General features: G+C 37.2%; 14 protein-coding genes, 2 tRNA genes and 3 rRNA genes. 7 read left to right on the forward strand and 12 right to left on the reverse strand.

All coding sequences use genetic code 11. The features are described 5' to 3' along the window. Positions 1 to 2 precede the first annotated feature (2 nt). From QLQ94_RS21685 to QLQ94_RS21695, 3 genes are all read left to right on the forward strand, one after another. A complete protein-coding gene (locus tag QLQ94_RS21685) occupies positions 3 to 926 on the forward strand; it encodes a hypothetical protein (RefSeq protein ID WP_482498506.1) in 924 nt (307 codons plus the stop codon). Positions 927 to 1,140: 214 nt separating this feature from the next. After that, positions 1,141 to 1,488 carry an ISAon1 family transposase N-terminal region protein gene (locus QLQ94_RS21690; RefSeq protein WP_482498407.1) on the forward strand — a complete coding sequence of 116 codons (348 nt, stop codon included), beginning with the start codon at positions 1,141 to 1,143 and terminating at the stop codon, positions 1,486 to 1,488. 22 nt (positions 1,489 to 1,510) lie between these two features. Further along, on the forward strand, positions 1,511 to 2,464 hold the full coding sequence (locus QLQ94_RS21695) for an ISAon1 family transposase (protein WP_482499945.1): 954 nt from the start codon (positions 1,511 to 1,513) through the stop codon (positions 2,462 to 2,464). 102 nt (positions 2,465 to 2,566) lie between these two features. On the opposite strand, the gene rrf is transcribed toward QLQ94_RS21695, so the two are convergent. The 6 genes from rrf to QLQ94_RS21725 all read right to left on the reverse strand — a co-directional run bounded on the left by rrf (position 2,567) and on the right by QLQ94_RS21725 (position 9,613). Next, positions 2,567 to 2,676 (reverse strand): 5S ribosomal RNA (gene rrf / locus QLQ94_RS21700). Positions 2,677 to 2,804: 128 nt separating this feature from the next. After that, positions 2,805 to 5,688, reverse strand: a 23S ribosomal RNA gene (locus tag QLQ94_RS21705). 194 nt (positions 5,689 to 5,882) lie between these two features. Next, positions 5,883 to 5,956, reverse strand: a tRNA-Ala gene (locus tag QLQ94_RS21710). Between the two features lie 100 nt (positions 5,957 to 6,056). Further along, a tRNA-Ile gene (locus QLQ94_RS21715) sits at positions 6,057 to 6,130 on the reverse strand. 126 nt (positions 6,131 to 6,256) lie between these two features. Next, positions 6,257 to 7,770 (reverse strand): 16S ribosomal RNA (locus QLQ94_RS21720). Together the 16S, 23S and 5S rRNA genes with 2 tRNA genes alongside form the textbook arrangement of a ribosomal RNA operon. Before the next feature lie 610 nt (positions 7,771 to 8,380). Beyond that, a complete protein-coding gene (locus QLQ94_RS21725; protein ID WP_427403118.1) occupies positions 8,381 to 9,613 on the reverse strand; it encodes an exo-beta-N-acetylmuramidase NamZ family protein in 1,233 nt (410 codons plus the stop codon). 353 nt (positions 9,614 to 9,966) lie between these two features. Here QLQ94_RS21725 and QLQ94_RS21730 point away from each other — a divergent pair, with 353 nt between their 5' ends. Next, a complete protein-coding gene (locus QLQ94_RS21730) occupies positions 9,967 to 10,296 on the forward strand; it encodes a YegP family protein (RefSeq protein ID WP_271335775.1) in 330 nt (109 codons plus the stop codon). A gap of 157 nt (positions 10,297 to 10,453) precedes the next feature. Here the strand turns inward: QLQ94_RS21730 and QLQ94_RS21735 are convergent, their stop codons facing one another. The 5 genes from QLQ94_RS21735 to QLQ94_RS21755 all read right to left on the reverse strand — a co-directional run bounded on the left by QLQ94_RS21735 (position 10,454) and on the right by QLQ94_RS21755 (position 15,842). Then, positions 10,454 to 11,206, reverse strand: a complete 753-nt coding sequence (locus QLQ94_RS21735; protein WP_271335774.1) for an SDR family oxidoreductase — start codon at positions 11,204 to 11,206, stop codon at positions 10,454 to 10,456. Positions 11,207 to 11,292: 86 nt separating this feature from the next. Beyond that, positions 11,293 to 11,871, reverse strand: coding sequence for a flavodoxin family protein (locus tag QLQ94_RS21740; protein ID WP_271335773.1), 579 nt, complete (start codon positions 11,869 to 11,871; stop codon positions 11,293 to 11,295). A gap of 201 nt (positions 11,872 to 12,072) precedes the next feature. Then, positions 12,073 to 14,259 (reverse strand): hypothetical protein, encoded by a 2,187-nt coding sequence (locus QLQ94_RS21745; RefSeq protein WP_482498509.1) that lies wholly within the window; start codon positions 14,257 to 14,259, stop codon positions 12,073 to 12,075. A 116-nt stretch (positions 14,260 to 14,375) separates the two neighbouring features. Continuing rightward, positions 14,376 to 14,759, reverse strand: coding sequence for a CinA family protein (locus tag QLQ94_RS21750; protein WP_271335771.1), 384 nt, complete (start codon positions 14,757 to 14,759; stop codon positions 14,376 to 14,378). Between the two features lie 822 nt (positions 14,760 to 15,581). Next, positions 15,582 to 15,842 (reverse strand): hypothetical protein, encoded by a 261-nt coding sequence (locus QLQ94_RS21755; protein WP_271335770.1) that lies wholly within the window; start codon positions 15,840 to 15,842, stop codon positions 15,582 to 15,584. A gap of 329 nt (positions 15,843 to 16,171) precedes the next feature. Here QLQ94_RS21755 and QLQ94_RS21760 point away from each other — a divergent pair, with 329 nt between their 5' ends. The 3 genes from QLQ94_RS21760 (at position 16,172) to QLQ94_RS21770 (ending at position 18,399) form a co-directional block, all read left to right on the forward strand. Beyond that, positions 16,172 to 16,312: a hypothetical protein gene (locus tag QLQ94_RS21760; RefSeq protein ID WP_271335769.1), complete on the forward strand. Its 141-nt coding sequence runs from the start codon at positions 16,172 to 16,174 to the stop codon at positions 16,310 to 16,312. A 19-nt stretch (positions 16,313 to 16,331) separates the two neighbouring features. Then, positions 16,332 to 16,769, forward strand: a complete 438-nt coding sequence (locus QLQ94_RS21765; RefSeq protein WP_482498511.1) for a hypothetical protein — start codon at positions 16,332 to 16,334, stop codon at positions 16,767 to 16,769. A gap of 91 nt (positions 16,770 to 16,860) precedes the next feature. Beyond that, positions 16,861 to 18,399 (forward strand): IS1182 family transposase, encoded by a 1,539-nt coding sequence (locus tag QLQ94_RS21770; protein ID WP_482498513.1) that lies wholly within the window; start codon positions 16,861 to 16,863, stop codon positions 18,397 to 18,399. 173 nt (positions 18,400 to 18,572) lie between these two features. Here QLQ94_RS21770 and QLQ94_RS21775 read toward each other — a convergent pair whose 3' ends face one another. Then, complete coding sequence (locus QLQ94_RS21775) at positions 18,573 to 19,175, reverse strand: YciE/YciF ferroxidase family protein (protein ID WP_271335767.1); 603 nt, start codon at positions 19,173 to 19,175, stop codon at positions 18,573 to 18,575. Positions 19,176 to 19,365 lie beyond the last annotated feature (190 nt).

Consider the following 19,365-nt stretch of genomic DNA (forward strand, 5'->3'; position numbering starts at 1 on the left):
ACATGAAACTATTGAAAATATTTGCCGGATCAATTATAGTATCATTTCTTGTTTCTTCCTGCTCTACTGTTTTAAAGAGTACAAAAATTAATTATCTAACAAGTAACTATTGTCAGCCAACCATTCAGTATGATTATTCTCAACTCGAAACTCCAAAAAATAAAATACAAAAACAGGATAGCATTTTAAATGCCCATTTATCCAAACATGATCTCTTAGTCAGCCAGGCTATTGGTATTGAAACTTATTTAGCAGAATACCTGCAAGTAAAAAAAGATACTTTAAAAAGATTGGTCCTAAAACAAAAAATCACTGATCGCCTCATGCTTACAACTATAGAAATAAATGCATTGGCATCAGAACTAGATTGTAATGGCGAACGCATCAATAAATTAGCAGACTATATTGATGACATCAACAATAAAAAAACTAGAAATCTAACAGTAGCTTCTGTGACTTTAGGTGCATTAACAACTGTGGCCACTGTTTTAATAAAAAATAATAATGCCGGTAATATAGTGGGTGTAACAGGCGGATTATTAAGTGCGGGATTAGGAGCATTAACTATTTCTCCAAAAGGTAAAAAAATCGAACTAAGGCTTCAAAGGAATCTACTGGGGAATATTTGGTACAATGATAATACAAACGAAGCATATCCTAACTCTATATGGACTCTTATAAACGAAACACAATTTAGCAATTCCGGAGAAAATGACCTGCAGGAAAGTATCAAAAACCGATGGACACAATATAATTTTGATGGTAAAATAGATTCTAAAACACAAAAACTCTTTTTTGATGATGGCGGAATCTACACCGCAGACGATTTACACTCAAGAGCGAATATGCTAAATGAACTACAGGCTACTATTCGTTCTCTTGAACAGGATTTAAAAAGCTTAGCAGTGAGACTTAATAGTTTTTAGAATGTTAATTCGATTGAGCGGATTTTAGCGAATGTACAAGGACAAGCCAACTAAAGATTTTCGAGAGCTTAACTTATATCTGGTTTACCGCAAAAGGATATCTTCTTATTCAGATTGTCTAATCTTTTTTGCCTAAACTACAAAGGGATGAAGCGCAAAGCTTGGGGAGGAAATGTCAAAATAAAATAAGAACTTTGTAATCTAAGAATTTTATATGACCCCTATAGAACTTTTGAAGTTTATGCTTCCTGATTTTTTAGTAGAACATTTTGAAGTAGTTTCATCTACTAATAGCGAAGAAATATTACACCTCTATTTTGAAGAGAATGCTAAACCTCCAGAAGAGTTTAGGGATCTTCAATTAGTCTCAAAGGGTTTTCAAGATGAGATTACCATACAGGACTTTCCTCTGAGGGGTAAGTTCGTGTATTTACATATCAAAAGACGTCGCTGGACTAATAAAAATACAGGTGAGATCGTTAAAAGAGATTGGAATTTAGTAGCTAAAGGAACCCGCATGACTCAAGAGTTTGCGGCTTTTTTAAAAGAAATTAATAGATAAAACTGCTATTGACTGTCGTACCATTGGAGGTTTCTTTGGAGTCAATGGGAAAAAATTACAAAGACAATACAAAAAATTTTTAAGCTCCTTTAGTACGTGGGCTCCACGTGAACATGCACATGAGTGGATTATTTATCCTGAAAATATAGGTACTCACTTGTCAATTGATGAAGTAGCCTTGTCTCAGGGTGAGCTTTTTACTATTGTAACCAATAAGGAAGCTAGAGGTAAAAAAGGATGCCTAGTTGCTATTATTGAAGGGACAAAGGCAGATCAGGTCATTGAACATATTTGTAAAATTAATTACAAAAAAAGAAGTTGGGTTCAAGAAATAACACTTGACATGGCTAATTCCATGAAATTGATTTCCAAAAAATGTTTTCCAAAAGCGGTACAGGTTACCGATAGATTTCATGTTCAAAAATTAGCTCTAGAAGCATTACAGGAGATTAGAATAAAATATCGTTGGGAAGCTATGGATACTGAGAATCGATTGATATTACAAGCGAAAAGAGAAAACAAAACTTATCTCCCAGATCTTTTATCTAATGGAGACTCTGTAAAACAGTTGCTCGCCAGAAGTCGATATGTTCTTTATAAATCCCGCGATAAATGGACCGAAAGACAAAACGAACGAGCCCAATTGTTATTTGGCTTATATCCCGATATTAAAAAAGCATACAGTTTAACCCAACAACTACGAGGTATTTACAACAATAATAACAATAAACACATTGCGATGACCAAACTGGCACATTGGTACAGGAATGTAGAGGAGTCAGGGTTTAAAAATTTTAATATTCTTTTAAATACCATAACGGTTAATTACCAGTCAATCTTAAACTATTTTGACAATAGAAGTACAAATGCTTCAGCAGAATCTTTTAATGCCAAAGTAAAAGCATTTAGAAGTCAATTTAGAGGAGTACGAAAAGTAGATTTTTTCTTATTCAGATTATCCAATCTTTTTGCGTAATCCCCAACTTTTGCGTTTGATCCCTACAAAGCATTATAAAACATTATCCCAGTATTTTGTAAAACAAAAAAACCTGTTTCGCTAGAAACAGGGTTTTCAAAAGAAAGGCGACGACATACTCTCCCACATAACTGCAGTACCATCTGCGCAGGCGGGCTTAACTACTCTGTTCGGGATGGGAAGAGGTGAGCCCCGCCGCAATAACCACCTTAAAGCCGTTTTGCAATGGGTAATTAGCTGTTGCTAATCAACATTACACAATATCTTAACATACTGAGATAAAGAAAAAAGTATTGATTTAGAAAGTTTCTTCTCCCACCTTACGGTGGGAGAAAAGGGTGTACATAAGCTTACGGATTATTAGTACTACTCGACTATGACATTACTGCCTTTACATCTATAGCCTATCAACGTGGTCATCTCCCACGATCCTTAAAAGAAATCTCATCTTGTGGTGGGTTTCGCGCTTATATGCTTTCAGCGCTTATCCCTTCCAAACGTAGCTACTCTGCGATGCTCCTGGCGGAACAACAGATACACTAGAGGTTTGTCCAATTCGGTCCTCTCGTACTAGAATCAGATCCACTCAAATTTCTAACGCCCACAGTAGATAGAGACCGAACTGTCTCACGACGTTCTGAACCCAGCTCGCGTGCCACTTTAATGGGCGAACAGCCCAACCCTTGGGACCTTCTCCAGCCCCAGGATGTGACGAGCCGACATCGAGGTGCCAAACCCCCCCGTCGATATGAGCTCTTGGGGGAGATCAGCCTGTTATCCCCGGCGTACCTTTTATCCTTTGAGCGATGGCCCTTCCATGCGGAACCACCGGATCACTATGCTCTACTTTCGTACCTGATCGACCTGTATGTCTCTCAGTCAAGCTCCCTTATGCCATTGCACTCTACGCACGGTTACCAAGCGTACTGAGGGAACCTTTAGAAGCCTCCGTTACTCTTTTGGAGGCGACCACCCCAGTCAAACTACCCACCAAGCAATGTCCCCCGTAAAACGGGGTTAGGCCTCAGATAAACAAAGGGTTGTATTTCAACAATGACTCCACAACGCCTGGCGACGCCACTTCACAGTCTCCAACCTATCCTACACATCATTTATCCAAGGTCAATACTAAGCTATAGTAAAGGTGCACAGGGTCTTTTCGTCCCACTGCGGGTAAACGGCATCTTCACCGTTACTACAATTTCACCGAGCTCATGGCTGAGACAGTGTCCAGATCGTTACACCATTCGTGCAGGTCGGAACTTACCCGACAAGGAATTTCGCTACCTTAGGACCGTTATAGTTACGGCCGCCGTTTACTGGGGCTTCAATTCAATGCTTCTCCGAAGATAACATCTCCTCTTAACCTTCCAGCACCGGGCAGGTGTCAGGCCCTATACTTCATCTTACGATTTTGCAGAGCCCTGTGTTTTTGATAAACAGTCGCCTGGACCTCTTCACTGCGGCCCTGATTACTCAGGGCGACCCTTCTCCCGAAGTTACGGGTCTATTTTGCCTAATTCCTTAGCCATGAATCTCTCGAGCACCTTAGGATTCTCTCCTCAACTACCTGTGTCGGTTTACGGTACTGGTACTAATTACCTGAAGTTTAGAGGTTTTTCTTGGAAGCCCTTAGGCGCACTATCTCTTTGTCCGAAGACTCCGAGTACTATCGTATTTCCCCAAAACCCGTGGATTTGCCTGCGGGTCTTATAGGTAGGTACTTCAACGAACTATTCCGTCAGTTCGCGGCGCTTTCATCACTCCGTCACCCCATCACAGTAATTAGTAGTACGGGAATATTAACCCGTTAGCCATCGACTGTCCCTTTCGGGTTCGCCTTAGGACCAGACTAACCCACAGCTGATTAGCATAGCTGTGGAAACCTTAGTTTTTCGGTGTGCGGGTTTCTCGCCCGCATTATCGTTACTTATGCCTACATTTTCTTTTCTAACCAGTCCAGCATACCTTACGATACACCTTCAACCCTGTTAGAATGCTCCCCTACCACTTACAATTGCTTGTAAATCCATAGCTTCGGTAATATACTTATGCCCGATTATTATCCATGCTCGTCCGCTCGACTAGTGAGCTGTTACGCACTCTTTAAATGAATGGCTGCTTCCAAGCCAACATCCTAGCTGTCTGGGCAGACAAACCTCGTTCTTTCAACTTAGTATATATTTGGGGACCTTAGCTGATGGTCTGGGTTCTTTCCCTCTCGGACTTGGACCTTAGCACCCAAGCCCTCACTGTTAGTGAACATTATATAGCATTCGGAGTTTGTCAGGAATTGGTAGGCGGTGAAGCCCCCGCATCCAATCAGTAGCTCTACCTCTATATAACTTTATAACTAACGCTGCACCTAAATGCATTTCGGGGAGTACGAGCTATTTCCGAGTTTGATTGGCCTTTCACCCCTACCCACAGGTCATCCGAAGACTTTTCAACGTCAACCGGTTCGGTCCTCCACTGTGTGTTACCACAGCTTCAACCTGCCCATGGGTAGATCACACGGTTTCGCGTCTAACACTACTGACTAAAGCGCCCTATTCAGACTCGCTTTCGCTACGGATCCGTGGCTTAACCACTTAACCTTGCCAGCAACGTTAACTCGTAGGCTCATTATGCAAAAGGCACGCCGTCACCCCACGAAAGGGCTCCGACCGCTTGTAAGCGTATGGTTTCAGGATCTATTTCACTCCGTTATTCACGGTTCTTTTCACCTTTCCCTCACGGTACTGGTTCACTATCGGTCTCTCAGGAGTATTTAGCCTTAGCGGATGGTCCCGCCAAATTCAGACAGGGTTTCACGTGCCCCGCCCTACTCAGGATACCACTATCTATTATACTCGTTACCCATACGGGACTATCACCCTCTATGGTGTCACTTTCCAGTAACTTCCGGTTCCTTGTACATAAAATATCGTGGTCCTACAACCCCAATCTTGCCGTAACAACATTGGTTTGGGCTAATCCGCGTTCGCTCGCCACTACTTACGGAATCACTTTTGTTTTCTTCTCCTCCGCCTACTTAGATGTTTCAGTTCAGCGGGTTTGCCCACCTATCGGTGTACTATGTCTTCAACATAGTGGGTTGCCCCATTCAGGTATCTACGGATCAATCGGTGTGTGCCCGTCCCCGTAGCTTTTCGCAGCTTATCACGCCTTTCATCGCCTCTGAGAGCCAAGGCATCCCCCATACGCCCTTATTTTGCTTATTGTACCAATCTTAAAATTAATTAAGACCGTTTTTTTTTGTTCTTTACAATAAATTGTAAAAAACGCTTTCTACTTTTTATTATTTTCTTATCTCAATATGTCAATGAACTTTTTCTTTTTCAGAATAAAGAACATAGAGAATAGAGAATAGACTTTGTCTATATTCTTTTTCTATATTCTATCTCCTTAAAGATAGTGGAGAATAACGGAGTCGAACCGTTGACCTCCTGCGTGCAAGGCAGGCGCTCTAGCCAGCTGAGCTAATCCCCCTTTTTAATTAAAAATTAAAAATCGTGAATTAAAAATTATGAACTATTTGATCCTTAATCTTTCAACTTCTAAAATTTCCTTCTTTTTAAGCATAAAATAGTTGTCTCGGACAGACTCGAACTGTCGACCCCTACATTATCAGTGTAGTACTCTAACCAGCTGAGCTACGAGACACTCTTATTCTTAAAATTTATTATTTGAACTAACAGCAAGAGTAAAATAGTCTTAAAATCAAAACCTATAAAGCTTCTTCTTTTTTCCTCAGCGTGTTGATAAATCAACTAACACTTGAGGCTCTAGAAAGGAGGTGTTCCAGCCGCACCTTCCGGTACGGCTACCTTGTTACGACTTAGCCCTAGTTACCAGTTTTACCCTAGGCAGCTCCTTGCGGTCACCGACTTCAGGCACCCCCAGCTTCCATGGCTTGACGGGCGGTGTGTACAAGGCCCGGGAACGTATTCACCGGATCATGGCTGATATCCGATTACTAGCGATTCCAGCTTCACGGAGTCGAGTTGCAGACTCCGATCCGAACTGTGACCGGTTTTATAGATTCGCTCCTGGTCGCCCAGTGGCTGCTCTCTGTACCGGCCATTGTAGCACGTGTGTAGCCCAAGGCGTAAGGGCCGTGATGATTTGACGTCATCCCCACCTTCCTCACAGTTTGCACTGGCAGTCTTGTTAGAGTTCCCGACATGACTCGCTGGCAACTAACAACAGGGGTTGCGCTCGTTATAGGACTTAACCTGACACCTCACGGCACGAGCTGACGACAACCATGCAGCACCTTGTAAATTGTCTTGCGAAAGATCTGTTTCCAAACCGGTCAATCTACATTTAAGCCTTGGTAAGGTTCCTCGCGTATCATCGAATTAAACCACATGCTCCACCGCTTGTGCGGGCCCCCGTCAATTCCTTTGAGTTTCATTCTTGCGAACGTACTCCCCAGGTGGGATACTTATCACTTTCGCTTAGCCACTGAGTTTGCACCCAACAGCTAGTATCCATCGTTTACGGCGTGGACTACCAGGGTATCTAATCCTGTTCGCTACCCACGCTTTCGTCCATCAGCGTCAATCAATTAGTAGTAACCTGCCTTCGCAATTGGTATTCCATGTAATCTCTAAGCATTTCACCGCTACACTACATATTCTAGTTACTTCCTAATAATTCAAGTCTAACAGTATCAATGGCCGTTCCACCGTTGAGCGATGGGCTTTCACCACTGACTTATTAAACCGCCTACGGACCCTTTAAACCCAATGATTCCGGATAACGCTTGGATCCTCCGTATTACCGCGGCTGCTGGCACGGAGTTAGCCGATCCTTATTCTTACGATACCGTCAAGCTACTTCACGAAGTAGTGTTTCTTCTCGTATAAAAGCAGTTTACAATCCATAGGACCGTCATCCTGCACGCGGCATGGCTGGATCAGGCTTGCGCCCATTGTCCAATATTCCTCACTGCTGCCTCCCGTAGGAGTCTGGTCCGTGTCTCAGTACCAGTGTGGGGGATCTCCCTCTCAGGACCCCTACCCATCGTAGCCTTGGTAAGCCGTTACCTTACCAACTAGCTAATGGGACGCATGCTCATCTTTTACCGTTGTGACTTTAATTATAAAATGATGCCATTTCATAATACTATGAGGTATTAATCCAAATTTCTCTGGGCTATCCCTCTGTAAAAGGTAGATTGCATACGCGTTACGCACCCGTGCGCCGGTCTCTAGTTCCGAGGAACTATACCCCTCGACTTGCATGTGTTAAGCCTGCCGCTAGCGTTCATCCTGAGCCAGGATCAAACTCTTCATCGTATATTGTTGATCTGATTACTCAGATCGTATTGTTATTCGAATCAGTCTCTATTGGTTCTTTTCAATCTCTCGATTATCTTACTCTTTATTCTTTTGTTTTAACATCTCTGTTAAAACGGCTGTCAATTCAATATGTCTACGAACGTGTCTTCTTATTTTTGTGTTTCGCTTGTTTCTCAAAGCGGGTGCAAAAGTACATAATGTTTCCGCATTTCCAATCTTTTTTATGCATTATTTTAAAGTTATTTTAAAACTTTTTCATAACACACTGACAACATACAATTTAAACATTACTTATTTTTCATTTTTTAAGGATTTTTCTTTCGGTTGGTATATTTTGCACAATTGATACTAAAAAACAAACGAACAGAGATAGTATAATTGAGTTGTGAATACTCTATTAGAAGACATAAACACCTAAAAGTCAAATGTTTTATTAAGAAAACATCATTAACATTGTGCACAGGCCTTATTCAAATAGCTTTTCATTTTAATTTTGGGTAAAGAAAAAATCTTCTTCTTCATAATTAAACCAAACTAGTCTAAGTTTGAATTTACCAAGAGTTAATAGGTGCGAGATTTGTTATTTTATTCTGTACAAAATCACAAATTAATCTGTATACAAAAGGTATTTTGCCCGTACAGCCTTAAACTTCTGCAATCCTGGTTCCCAACTTTTCCTGATTTCAGCTTCAGGCACTCCTGCGATGATCTGTTTTCTAAGTTGATCTGTACCTATACGCAGATCAAAAGGTGATACACCTGTATTGGCTCTTTCCTGATTAAAGAAACTAGCCTTGTCAGGATAAGCATTGTATAATTCAATTAGCCATGATAAATTAATCTGACGTCTATTTCGCAATTTGTCTATATTATAGTTATGAAGATCTAAACCATAACAAACGGCATCTTTGTGATTTGGTGCCTCACTCATTCCGGGAATACTTACAGGTTTGTATGAAAAAGAATATTTGCCCTTTAATTCGGGCGCTCCCAAAATAGTAAACGGCATATACGTTCCTCTACCTTCGTTGATTGCTGTTCCTTCAAACATACATAAGCTAGGAAAAAGCATTACAGCTTGTTGTGTATTTAAATTTGGTGACGGAGATATAGGTAATACATAAGGTATATCATGACTGTAATTGGCAACTTTTATAATCTTTATTTTGCATTGCTTCTTAAGATATCCTTCGCCATTAAGGTATTGTGCAAATTCTCCTATTGTCATACCATGAGTCATTGGTGTATGATGTATGCCAATAGCTGATTTAAATTTATCATCAGTCATTACCGGTCCGTCTACTACATATGCATTAGGATTTGGCCTATCAAGAATTAGCAGCTCCTTGTTGTTTTCTGCACAGGCTTCCATAACATATTCAAGAGTATTGATATTAGTATAATAACGGCAGCCTACATCCTGAATATCAAAAACCAAAAGATCAATATCTGCCAGCTGTTCTTTTGTTGGTTTCTCATTTTTACCATATAAAGAAATAATCGGAATACCGGTTTTATCATCTTTCTCATCACCCACTACGGCTCCATTACTGGCATTCCCTCTAAAACCATGCTCAGGCCCAAACACTTTTACAATTTTAATTCCAAGACTTACTAAACTATCGACACTACTTTTCTTGCCAATTATCGAACTTTGATTTGCAACTATTCCAATTCGCTTTCCTTTTAGATACGGCAAATATTTTTCAGTCTGATCGGCACCTGTGATAATTCCCGACTTGTTGGATGTACTGTGGGTTGACGATACAATTTGCGTGGGATGTTTAATATTACCAGTCACAAGAAATATAAAAAAAATCAGAGTTGTATATCTTATCATTATAGCTTTATTTATTATATACCATTAAAAATCAATTCATTATACCAAAGTATGCTTTTTTTATCAGAGACTAATAATAATTCTGCTTTAAACTTATAATTGCTTTAAAATTTTAAAGCTAGCTGTTGTTAAACATTTTCAAGTAGATTTTTTGCCTGATAATCAGAGACTGCACCTCTGATTATCAGCAATGTATCTTTCTATGAATCAAAAATGATGGCGCAAGAGGTACGATGTTAAAAAAACTGTTATAAAACCGTTATTTTTTTATTCTTGCTTGATTTTTTCAATTTGAATATGTAAATTAGTAGCTTGCTCGAGTGATAAAAAAATTAACCATAAATCTTAAAGAAATGGGGAAATTTGTAATTATAAGAAAAACAGCAGGCAAGTATCAGGTACAGCTCAAATCTAGGGCTGGAACTCTCTTGCTGAACTCCCGGGAATATACAACTAAAATAAGCTGTAAAAAAACCATTGAATGTTTGCGGTCCTATGCTGGTCAGGCAAATAAATTTCAGAAAAAGACCAGTACTGAATGGGAACTTTATTTCTATCTCAAATCCAATAATGGAAAGACGATTGCTACAAGTGTCCTTTTTCCAAGTACGCTCTCCCGCGAGCAGGCGATAAAAAGAGTGCAGAAACTGGCACCAATAGCTGCCGTCGAAGACGAGTCATGAATTACCATTAAGACAATCGAATTAAACTAACGGTAATACATAAGAGTTATGCAACCGTTTAAATATTAAAGAATAAAACTCGTAATTGGAGCTTCATGCAATAAATTATTTAGGCTTGTTGCCGACATAACAGAGATCGACGATTGAAATTTGGTTTTTAAATAAGCTGTAAATGCGGTCTTATCTGCATGCTGACAATATCACATCTTTTGGGTTGCGATAAAATAAATAAGATACTCATTGCAATATCATCTGCGTCTAGCATTTCTAATTTTTCTATTTTTTCGCGTTGTTCTTTTTTGGTTCCGGGCTGCATATCAGACATTACGGCTCCGGGTTCGATTAAGTTTACTTTTATTCCAAGGGGATTTATTTCTTTACGAAGTGATGCCGTAAATCCACGAATCGCTGATTTTGTGGTTACATAAATTGTGCTTTCCGGATTTTTTCTCTCGGCACTCATCGATCCTACATTAACAATATGTCCTGATTTTTGTATTTTCATTCTTTCAACAGCTTGTTGTGCAAAATCAATGTATCCCTTGATATTTGTATCCACTACGTATTTCCAATCATCGTTATTGGTAATTCCTCCAGCAGATAGCGCCGCATTATTAATTAATATATCGATATCTCCCATGCTGAGATCTACAATATCAAAAATCCTTTTAATGTCGTTCTCATTCGTAACATCTGCTGATGTTCCAAACAATTCGGCTTCAGGATATTTTGAGGTAAGTTCTTCATAAGTATTATGGAAATCTTCATGATCCCTGCCGAAAATCAGCACTCTTGCTCCAAGAGAAAGCAGCAATTCAGCCGTGGCTTTTCCTATTCCTGTTGTACCGCCTGTAATCACGATATTTTTTTGTTGTATGTTTGATCCAAAATATTCATTTAAATTTTTCATAATAATAATTTTTTAAGTCGTGTAATAACATACTTTTAGTGAGTGATATGCTTTATCTGCAAATTCATTTTCAATACAAATAATTATTATTTTGCCGCTTTCGCTAATGATTCGGCCATTGCCTGGGCATCTTTGGCGTATGTTCTTTTATAATAATCCAAAAGCTGTTTTTTTGTCTTTTTAGAATCTTTAGAATGTCCTTCCCATATAACTCCCAAAGAAGTATACGGAGGAACTGTTACTCCGATACTACAGAAAAAATTAGCAATATTTCCTGTAATATGTTCGACTCCATCAGAATCTCCTGTGACGATCACGCCTCCTATTTTCCCTTCAAGCGGAGATTTTTCTCCCGCCAGAATTTTATCATAAACTTCATCAAGTCGTTCTATACATCTTTGAAGTTCAGATGAATGATTGTTCCACCAAATGGGCGTGGCAAATAACAAAATTTTGGCGTTTGTGATCTTCTCATAGATTTCCGGCCAGTCATCTTTTGTTTCCATGTGCGTATAAGTGCCCGGCAGAATGTTATGTTTTGCAAGTTTGATGACTTCGTATTCTATATTTTGTTTTTCAAGATATGGCTCTAAAAATTCGACCAGAGTTTGGGTATTTGATCTTCCGTTTTGTTTAAGTGTAGCTAAAAGTATAATCGCTTTCATATTTTTTTATTTAAAAATGTATCACTTTTCTAAAGGCATTTTAAGCATTTTATCTAAACATCAATCAGTCAACAACAGCGCTTAATATTCCGTTATTTAAAACTAAACATTCCTCTGGCAGAAAGTTTATAATTTTCCCAAATAACTTTTATATTATTTTCATTTACAATTAATTACATTACTTTGAATAACAAAAGTGATTTACCACACTATTTTTACCTGACTGTTTCCTTGTATCGTATAATGGAGCACTGTTGCTCCCGAAAATTCTTTTTCTATTGCTTTTTTATTTTGGGTAACTTTTAGATTTTTCGAAATTTTCTTTGGAAAAATAATCTTGACATTACAGTAGAATTCTTCACTTCCTAAGGTTTTAAAAGTTATTGTATTTTTAACTTTTCTAAAGCCTTTTATCGGATAATCAAAAAATATCAAAAAGTCTTCATCTTTAACCTTGCAATATTGTCTTGGCACGACACCAAAAGCCACACCTCCACCATAAACTTCCTGACCAACCTGACCGCTTTTTTCCCAACCGGTATAAAGATCCTCCAACGGAATCCATAATTTTGGTTGAATTTCTCCCGTTTTCACTTCATCAGAAAGCATATTTTCTGGCAATTTTAACGGATAATAATACGGCATTCTTGTAACGGAATATTTTATAAATTCTGGAATTAAAATTCTTAAGGCCGGCAGGATTTCAACACCTTCTGCTTTTATCATGTATTCGCAAAATTTGGCATAAACTTCATGTTCCTCGTATACGGCACTATATGGCGCATCGTTAAGCGGAAAAACAGAAAAGTAATTGGGATAATTTTTTCCAAAACCATATTGGCAATCCCAAATTTGCATGTTTTTAAATAATCCTGCGAGACAGGCATAACTCAAATCGAGATACATTTTTTCTTCGGTTATTTTATAAAGTTCTAAAAGTACGCCGGCAGAAAAAGCGGTATTGTTCGCCTGATAAAAAATTTGAAAGCCATGACCCATCAATTTTTTGACTGCTTTTTTTGCTTCACGCAAATAAAGTTCATCTTTTGTTAATTCATAAACCAAAAGCATTAAATGGGCATATGAGCCCGGTACATCATGCTCACCGCCTTGCCCGGGTACGGTTTCCTGTTTAATAACCTGTAATGTGTCCATTCTATAAAAAACGGGCCATTCGTAGTCAAAATGGCGCGCCACCTTTATAGCGTACTGGATAGAATCTAATAGTATTTTCTCGGCAAGTTTTTCTCCTTTTAAGGCAAGTCTGGTAAGATTCATTAACGGATGGTGCAGATACCAGGAATCCATTACCATTTTCTCTTTTTGTTCCTCTGATCCGTCCAGTTTATCATATAAAGCAGGAAGCCAGCGATTTATAGTTTTTATATTAGGATCGTAAAATGCCTGAATTCCTCTTTGCAAATCATCAAAAAGCTGATGTTTTTCTCCGGTCCATTCCATATATTCCTTTAAAGGCACTAATACAGCAAGCTGCACCATAATTTCCGATGGCGTTTTGTAATCGCACAAATAGGCATTCAAATACGGAACACCGTTTGTTTGTGTCCAACAGCCTTTGTTATTGTATAAATCTTCCTGACATTTCTGCGCAATTTTGGGCCATTTGTGATATTCGGTTTTCGGGTGTGGAAGCGATTTATACACTTCACCCAAATTATTTAAGAATTGATGTGTAACCTGAATATCATCTTCGGCAACTTGGTCTGAAAATAATACATAAGCATCTGATAAAACAAAATCTTTATCTGCCGGCAGAGGTTTATCTTCTGTCAACGGTAATTGAAAACCTATTTCCGGCCAGTCTCCTCCTACTGTTTCAGCCACCGACGTTTCAGTTGCTTCACAATATGCACTCATAGAACCTAAATCCTGAAAGTAAAATACCGATCCGGTTTTTGGCTTTGTCATACTCAGAAAAATAAGTCCTGAACGTGCTCCTACCTGATGTGTATGGATGTTTCCAAAGGTATTTTCGACATTTCCTTTTTCTGTTAAAGGCAAAATATCACGTGGCCAAAACGGAATCATGATCGGAAAATCTGATTTAAAAGATGTTTTATAATGCACTAATGGCGAGAAATCATTCGGGAAATCGATCGTGACTTCGTATTTTCCAATTCTCGTTGTCAAATTAATTACCGTCGTTTGACCATCGTCGAATAAATTGGTTATTTCAAAACAGCTGTTTAAACCAAAAGCTGCCCTAAAAGCCATTCTTCCCTGTTTGGGCCATAATGCAACGATCCATAACGAATCGCCAGTGTTGTATAATTGAAAGGTATACTCACGGAATTTCTTTTCCCACAAAACCGTGCTATTTTCCAGATCTGACTGCACTGTCGCAGCCCATGGTGAAATTGATTGCATGTAGTAATAATTTAATGGGTTAGTTTAACTTATTTTCTTTTGGATTAATGATGCTGCACGATCGGCAGCTTTGAGTACAATTTCTTCGGCATTGCCAGAAAACACTTCCTTGTGGCTTATGTTCCTGCTGGTGTTATTATATAAAGAAAAATAGTGCCAACAGGTTTTTCCTTGGTTTCACTGCCTCCAGGAGTTGTAAGACCTGTTATTGCTACTGTTATTTTCGAATTAAAAAACTGAGCGGTTTGTTGCGCCAAATACTTTGTCACCTCTATAGATTCCGGCGTAAATTCCTTAATAAGATAATGAGGGACGTTCAGAATTTGTTCTTTTACAAAAACTTCGTAACATACAATTCCTCCTCTTAAGATTTTTCCTGAATCTGGCGTAAGAGAAAATTCTGCGCTAAGTCTTCCCGGCGATGCACTTTCAGCAAAAGCAATATTTAAACCTTTTTCTGCAATAATTTTACTGCATTCCGTAATAATTTCTGATGGCATAATTTCGCTTTTTTTATCAATAATTATTTTTCAGTTTCCGTATTAAAGAATTAACGGGTGTAGTTTTTCGATAAATTAATTTTTATTACACGCAAAAAAGAATTGAGTCACTGATTGTTGTGAAAACATTAAAACTCAAAATCTCAATGCTATTAATCAAATATTTTAAAATTTAGAACGTTCTGCCATAATTATTTAGCTATACAAATTTCAAATCTTAAAACGTCTTTTGCTTACATTATAACAAATAGATTTTATAGAATTTTATTCCCTAAAAAACATATTCTTTTCAATTATTACTTGAAAAAAAAATAACCCGTAGCATATACTACAGGTTATTTACAATCAAGAATTAATAAAAGCATAAGTAAGATGCTTAAGTTATTTACCTTTTGCAGTTGCTGAATCTGTAACAGTTCCGGTTCCGGTCGTGCCTGATGTTCCTGTTCCAACTGTATCTGTTCCCATTTCGGTAGTATCAACAGTTGTTTCAGTGGCTGTTGAATCTGTGTACTGATTATTTGTTGTAGCAGCGTCATTTTTTTAACATGAAAATGCAAGTCCGGCAACAACAACTAAAAGTCCCGTTTTGATTTTGGATGCTGTTTTCATAATTTTAATTTTAATAATTTATAATATGGTAAGTATTAGTTTTCAGTCGCAGTTTTTCAATCGCAGTTTTTCAGTCGTAGTCTCAGTCGCAGTTTTTTCAGTGATAGTATTTATTTATAATTTAAATAATACAGCGAATATTTACTGAAAGCTCAAAACTGTGACTGAGACTGAATACTTAGACTAAAAACTAACACCGAGTTCCTCCGATTATTTAGGAGTTCCCTGACCTGTTGGACGATTTATACTATCTCTAGAAGTAGAATTTGTCGACTTGTTTTTACCTTTTGTAGACTTAGATTTTGTTGTCTCAGTCTTATTGGTAGTTGTCGAATTTTTCTGGGTGCTTTTGTGCGTTTTTCCCTGATGGATTGTGTCCGTTGTAGTTTTCGATTTTGATTTAGGAGTTTCTTGTGCAGAAGCATATCCTACAATCATAATCATTGCGAATGTTAATAATAACTTTTTCATAATATTGATTTTCAAATAATTAATAAATACTTTTTAATTCATTCAAAGCAAATTTTGTATTTAAAAATAAAAAAATCTTACATTTTAATTCATGATACTTATATTATTTCCATTTGTATTTTTTTTCTTTTTTAAGGAGTTTATCAATGTCAGAGTCTTTTTTTTTAATTAAGACATTTTCTATCGTTCTATTACATAAAAAACACATAGCAACATTGTGTTTACCAATAACATAACAAGCTGACAATTATACAATTATTCCTTAAAATCTTATAAGTAAACCCTTTGTTACTCTATTAGATTTGTAAATATTAATTAAATGTAAAATCATGGATACTTCATATCATAAAAATAGTACTGCTACAAGTGCAAGAGCATCAAATAAAAAAGTTGCTTCTAAGACTACCTCATCGAGAAGCAATGAAAAGTCAAATATCGAAACTAAGAAAGTAGCACAAATCAAAAAATAGTAATACAAATACCTTTATTATGAAAACAGAAAATAACAAATTTAATAGTACGGAAGATCGTAATTTTAAAAATTCGGATTCTCAAATTACTGACGAGGCAACTGAAAATTTGAATAACAATCCTTATGATTCTGAAAATCTGGATAATGAATCAGACAGTGAATTAAAAGACATCACTGAACAAGACATTGAAAATGATTTGAAAAATAACGACCTGTTTGAATCTGATATTAATTTAGAAATTGATAATCAAGACAGAAAATTAGGAAGTAACGAATTAGATGATAGTGAATTGCATCGCAAAGAATTCGAAATTGGAGAATTGAGTAACGAACAAATTCAAAATGACGAATTTATCCGGGATGAGACTAATCATGACAAATTTAGAAAAAATGAATTTAGTACTGATTCTGATATCGAAGAAGAAGATCCTAAAAGAAATGAAAACAAGAAGTAGCTGTCTCAAAACTGAGTCAGCTACTTTTTTTTAATTTGTATTTTTATTAAGAATTTTGTAAATTTAATCAGTGTTAAGTAACTGATTATATATGAGATTCAAAGATTATAACCAACAACAAACGGTACTTTTGCCTTATTCGTTTGATGATTTAATTCCACAGAAACATCCGGTTCGAGTAGTTGATCAGATTGTCGAGTCAATAAATATCCAGCCTCTTTTACAGGCCTACAGTAAAGAGGGCAATCCTGGTTATCATCCCAAGATGTTACTCAAAGTGATGTTGTATGCTTATATGACTAATATTTACTCTTCACGAAAGATAGAACTTGCACTTCGCGAGAATATTAATTTTATGTGGCTTACTTCTATGACTATTGTTGATCACAATACAATTAATAGATTTAGAAGTGACAAACTCAAAGAGAGTTTTAAAGAAATCTTCAAGCAGGTAGTTTTAATGCTGGCATCAGAAGGGCTGGTAAACCTAAAACAAATTTATACAGATGGCACAAAAATAGAAGCTCAGGCTGGTAGGTACACTTTTGTGTGGGGCAACAGCATTAAAACCAACAAAGCTAAAATGCTGACTCAGTTGGAAGAATTATGGAAATATGCCCAAAGCATCAATAATGAAGAGGATCCAAACCCGGAACCAACAGAATTCAAAGAAATCAGTAAAGAGATAATTCAGAAAACTGTAGCTAAAATAGATGCAAAACTCTCCGGTAATGAAAAGGCAAGTTCTAAAGCAAAAGCAAAATTACGCTATATAAAAAATAATTTCACTGCCAATCTTGAAAAGTATGAAAAGCAAGAAGCTATTCTAGGGGAAAGAAACAGTTACAGCAAAACCGACACCCAGGCTACTTTTATGCGCATGAAAGAAGATCATATGCTAAACGGGCAGCTCAAGCCAGCTTATAATACCCAGATATCTACACAAAATCAGATCATCGTTCATTATACCATCCACCAAAATCCGACCGATACCAAAACCCTCAAACCTCATTTAGAAAATTTGGAACAAACCTTCGGCAAGAAAATATTTAAAAAGATAAAAGAGATAACTACTGACGCAGGTTATGGAAGTGAAGAAAACTATGATTATCTGGAGCAAAAGAAGCTCAAAGCTTTTGTGAAATATAATACTTTTGAAAAAGAACAAGATCAAAACTACCAAAAGAAACACAAGGCTTTTAGCAAAGAAAATCTACATTACAACGAGCAAGAAGATTATTATGTATGCCCAATGGGACAAAAAATGCATAAAACACATCAAAACCAGAAAACAACAGCTGCAGGATACACCCAAACCTTATCTCATTATCAGGCCAAAAACTGTGAAGGCTGTTCACTTCGAGGTCAATGTTTTAAAGCTCAGGGAAACAGAAGTATAGAGCGAAACCATAACCTTGAAAGGCATAAACAAAGGACAAGGGAATTACTGCTAAGTGAAATAGGAATACAAAGAAGAAAGCAACGCTCTGCCGATGTAGAGCCTGTGTTTGCCCAACTCAAGCATAATAACGGATTTAGACGATTTTCTTTAAAAGGAATTCAAAAAGTTGAATTAGAGTTCGGATTAATGGCTTTAGGTCACAACTTAAGGAAGAAAATTGCAGCATAAGGGCAATTTTTGCCTCCACTCAAAATTAACCCAATAAAAATCAAAACATCATCAAATAAAAAACCGTCTCAAATTATATGTTTTGAGACGGCTTCTTTTTATTTTTTGAAATTGATATAAAAACAATTAAATAAAAAAACCTGTATCAATTATTTGACACAGGTTATCAGAAATTATTTTTCTTCAACTTCATCATCAGCGGCATCAAAATTTATGGTATTGTACGCGGCATCTGTTAGTAAAGTGTCTGCTTCTTTTTCTTCTTCGAGTGTTGCTTTCAATAATTCTACAGCTTCCTGCTCTCCTAATGTTTCCGCAAATGCGGCTAAAGTTCCGTAAGTAGCGATTTCATAATGTTCGATTTTTTGAGAAGCGGCGATAATTCCAGCATCACGAACAGGACCAGGTTGTGTTTCTTCCATAATGCTTTCGCCTTCTTTGATAAGTCCTTCCATCGCATCGCATTTTTTTGCTGCTGCTTTTTCTCCTATAATTTCAAAAACTTGTTCCAGTCTTGTTATTTGTTCCTGAGTCACGGCCAAATGATCGTTGATGGTAGTAATTAGATTTTCTGAAGTTGCATTTTTTGCCATTTTTGGCAGCGCTTTGGTTAACGCTTTTTCTGCCCAATAGATATCTTTAAGCGAATCTACAAAGAGTTCTCTTAATCCTTCGGCAGCGCTTGACTTCGCTTTAACTTTTGTACCAGAAGTTGCTGTTTTACTTTTACTGGTCGTATTCTTTGTACTGGTTGTACTTTTTGTTGCAGTTTTCATAATTTTAAATTTTTAAGTTATAATTCAAATTTAAAGAAGCTGATTTTCTATCGTTTACAAATTTATTTTTCATTTTTACAGGATTCGCATTTTCAATACGTTGTCCTTATTTTATAATAAATTGTGAGATTATAGTATAATGCAGATGCTATAAATTCAATACTAAAATCTTTTGTTTGTTTGAATTTAT

The organism is Flavobacterium sp. B114r, assembly GCF_056824125.1.

Coding starts and splice junctions, on each gene's coding strand:
- QLQ94_RS21685 (WP_482498506.1), top strand. CDS start 3: ATGAAACTATTGAAAATATTTGCCGGATCAATTATAGTATCATTTCTT.
- QLQ94_RS21690 (WP_482498407.1), top strand. CDS start 1,141: ATGACCCCTATAGAACTTTTGAAGTTTATGCTTCCTGATTTTTTAGTA.
- QLQ94_RS21725 (WP_427403118.1), bottom strand. CDS start 9,613: ATGATAAGATATACAACTCTGATTTTTTTTATATTTCTTGTGACTGGT.
- QLQ94_RS21730 (WP_271335775.1), top strand. CDS start 9,967: ATGGGGAAATTTGTAATTATAAGAAAAACAGCAGGCAAGTATCAGGTA.
- QLQ94_RS21735 (WP_271335774.1), bottom strand. CDS start 11,206: ATGAAAAATTTAAATGAATATTTTGGATCAAACATACAACAAAAAAAT.
- QLQ94_RS21740 (WP_271335773.1), bottom strand. CDS start 11,871: ATGAAAGCGATTATACTTTTAGCTACACTTAAACAAAACGGAAGATCA.
- QLQ94_RS21745 (WP_482498509.1), bottom strand. CDS start 14,259: ATGCAATCAATTTCACCATGGGCTGCGACAGTGCAGTCAGATCTGGAA.
- QLQ94_RS21750 (WP_271335771.1), bottom strand. CDS start 14,759: ATGCCATCAGAAATTATTACGGAATGCAGTAAAATTATTGCAGAAAAA.
- QLQ94_RS21755 (WP_271335770.1), bottom strand. CDS start 15,842: ATGAAAAAGTTATTATTAACATTCGCAATGATTATGATTGTAGGATAT.
- QLQ94_RS21760 (WP_271335769.1), top strand. CDS start 16,172: ATGGATACTTCATATCATAAAAATAGTACTGCTACAAGTGCAAGAGCA.
- QLQ94_RS21765 (WP_482498511.1), top strand. CDS start 16,332: ATGAAAACAGAAAATAACAAATTTAATAGTACGGAAGATCGTAATTTT.
- QLQ94_RS21770 (WP_482498513.1), top strand. CDS start 16,861: ATGAGATTCAAAGATTATAACCAACAACAAACGGTACTTTTGCCTTAT.
- QLQ94_RS21775 (WP_271335767.1), bottom strand. CDS start 19,175: ATGAAAACTGCAACAAAAAGTACAACCAGTACAAAGAATACGACCAGT.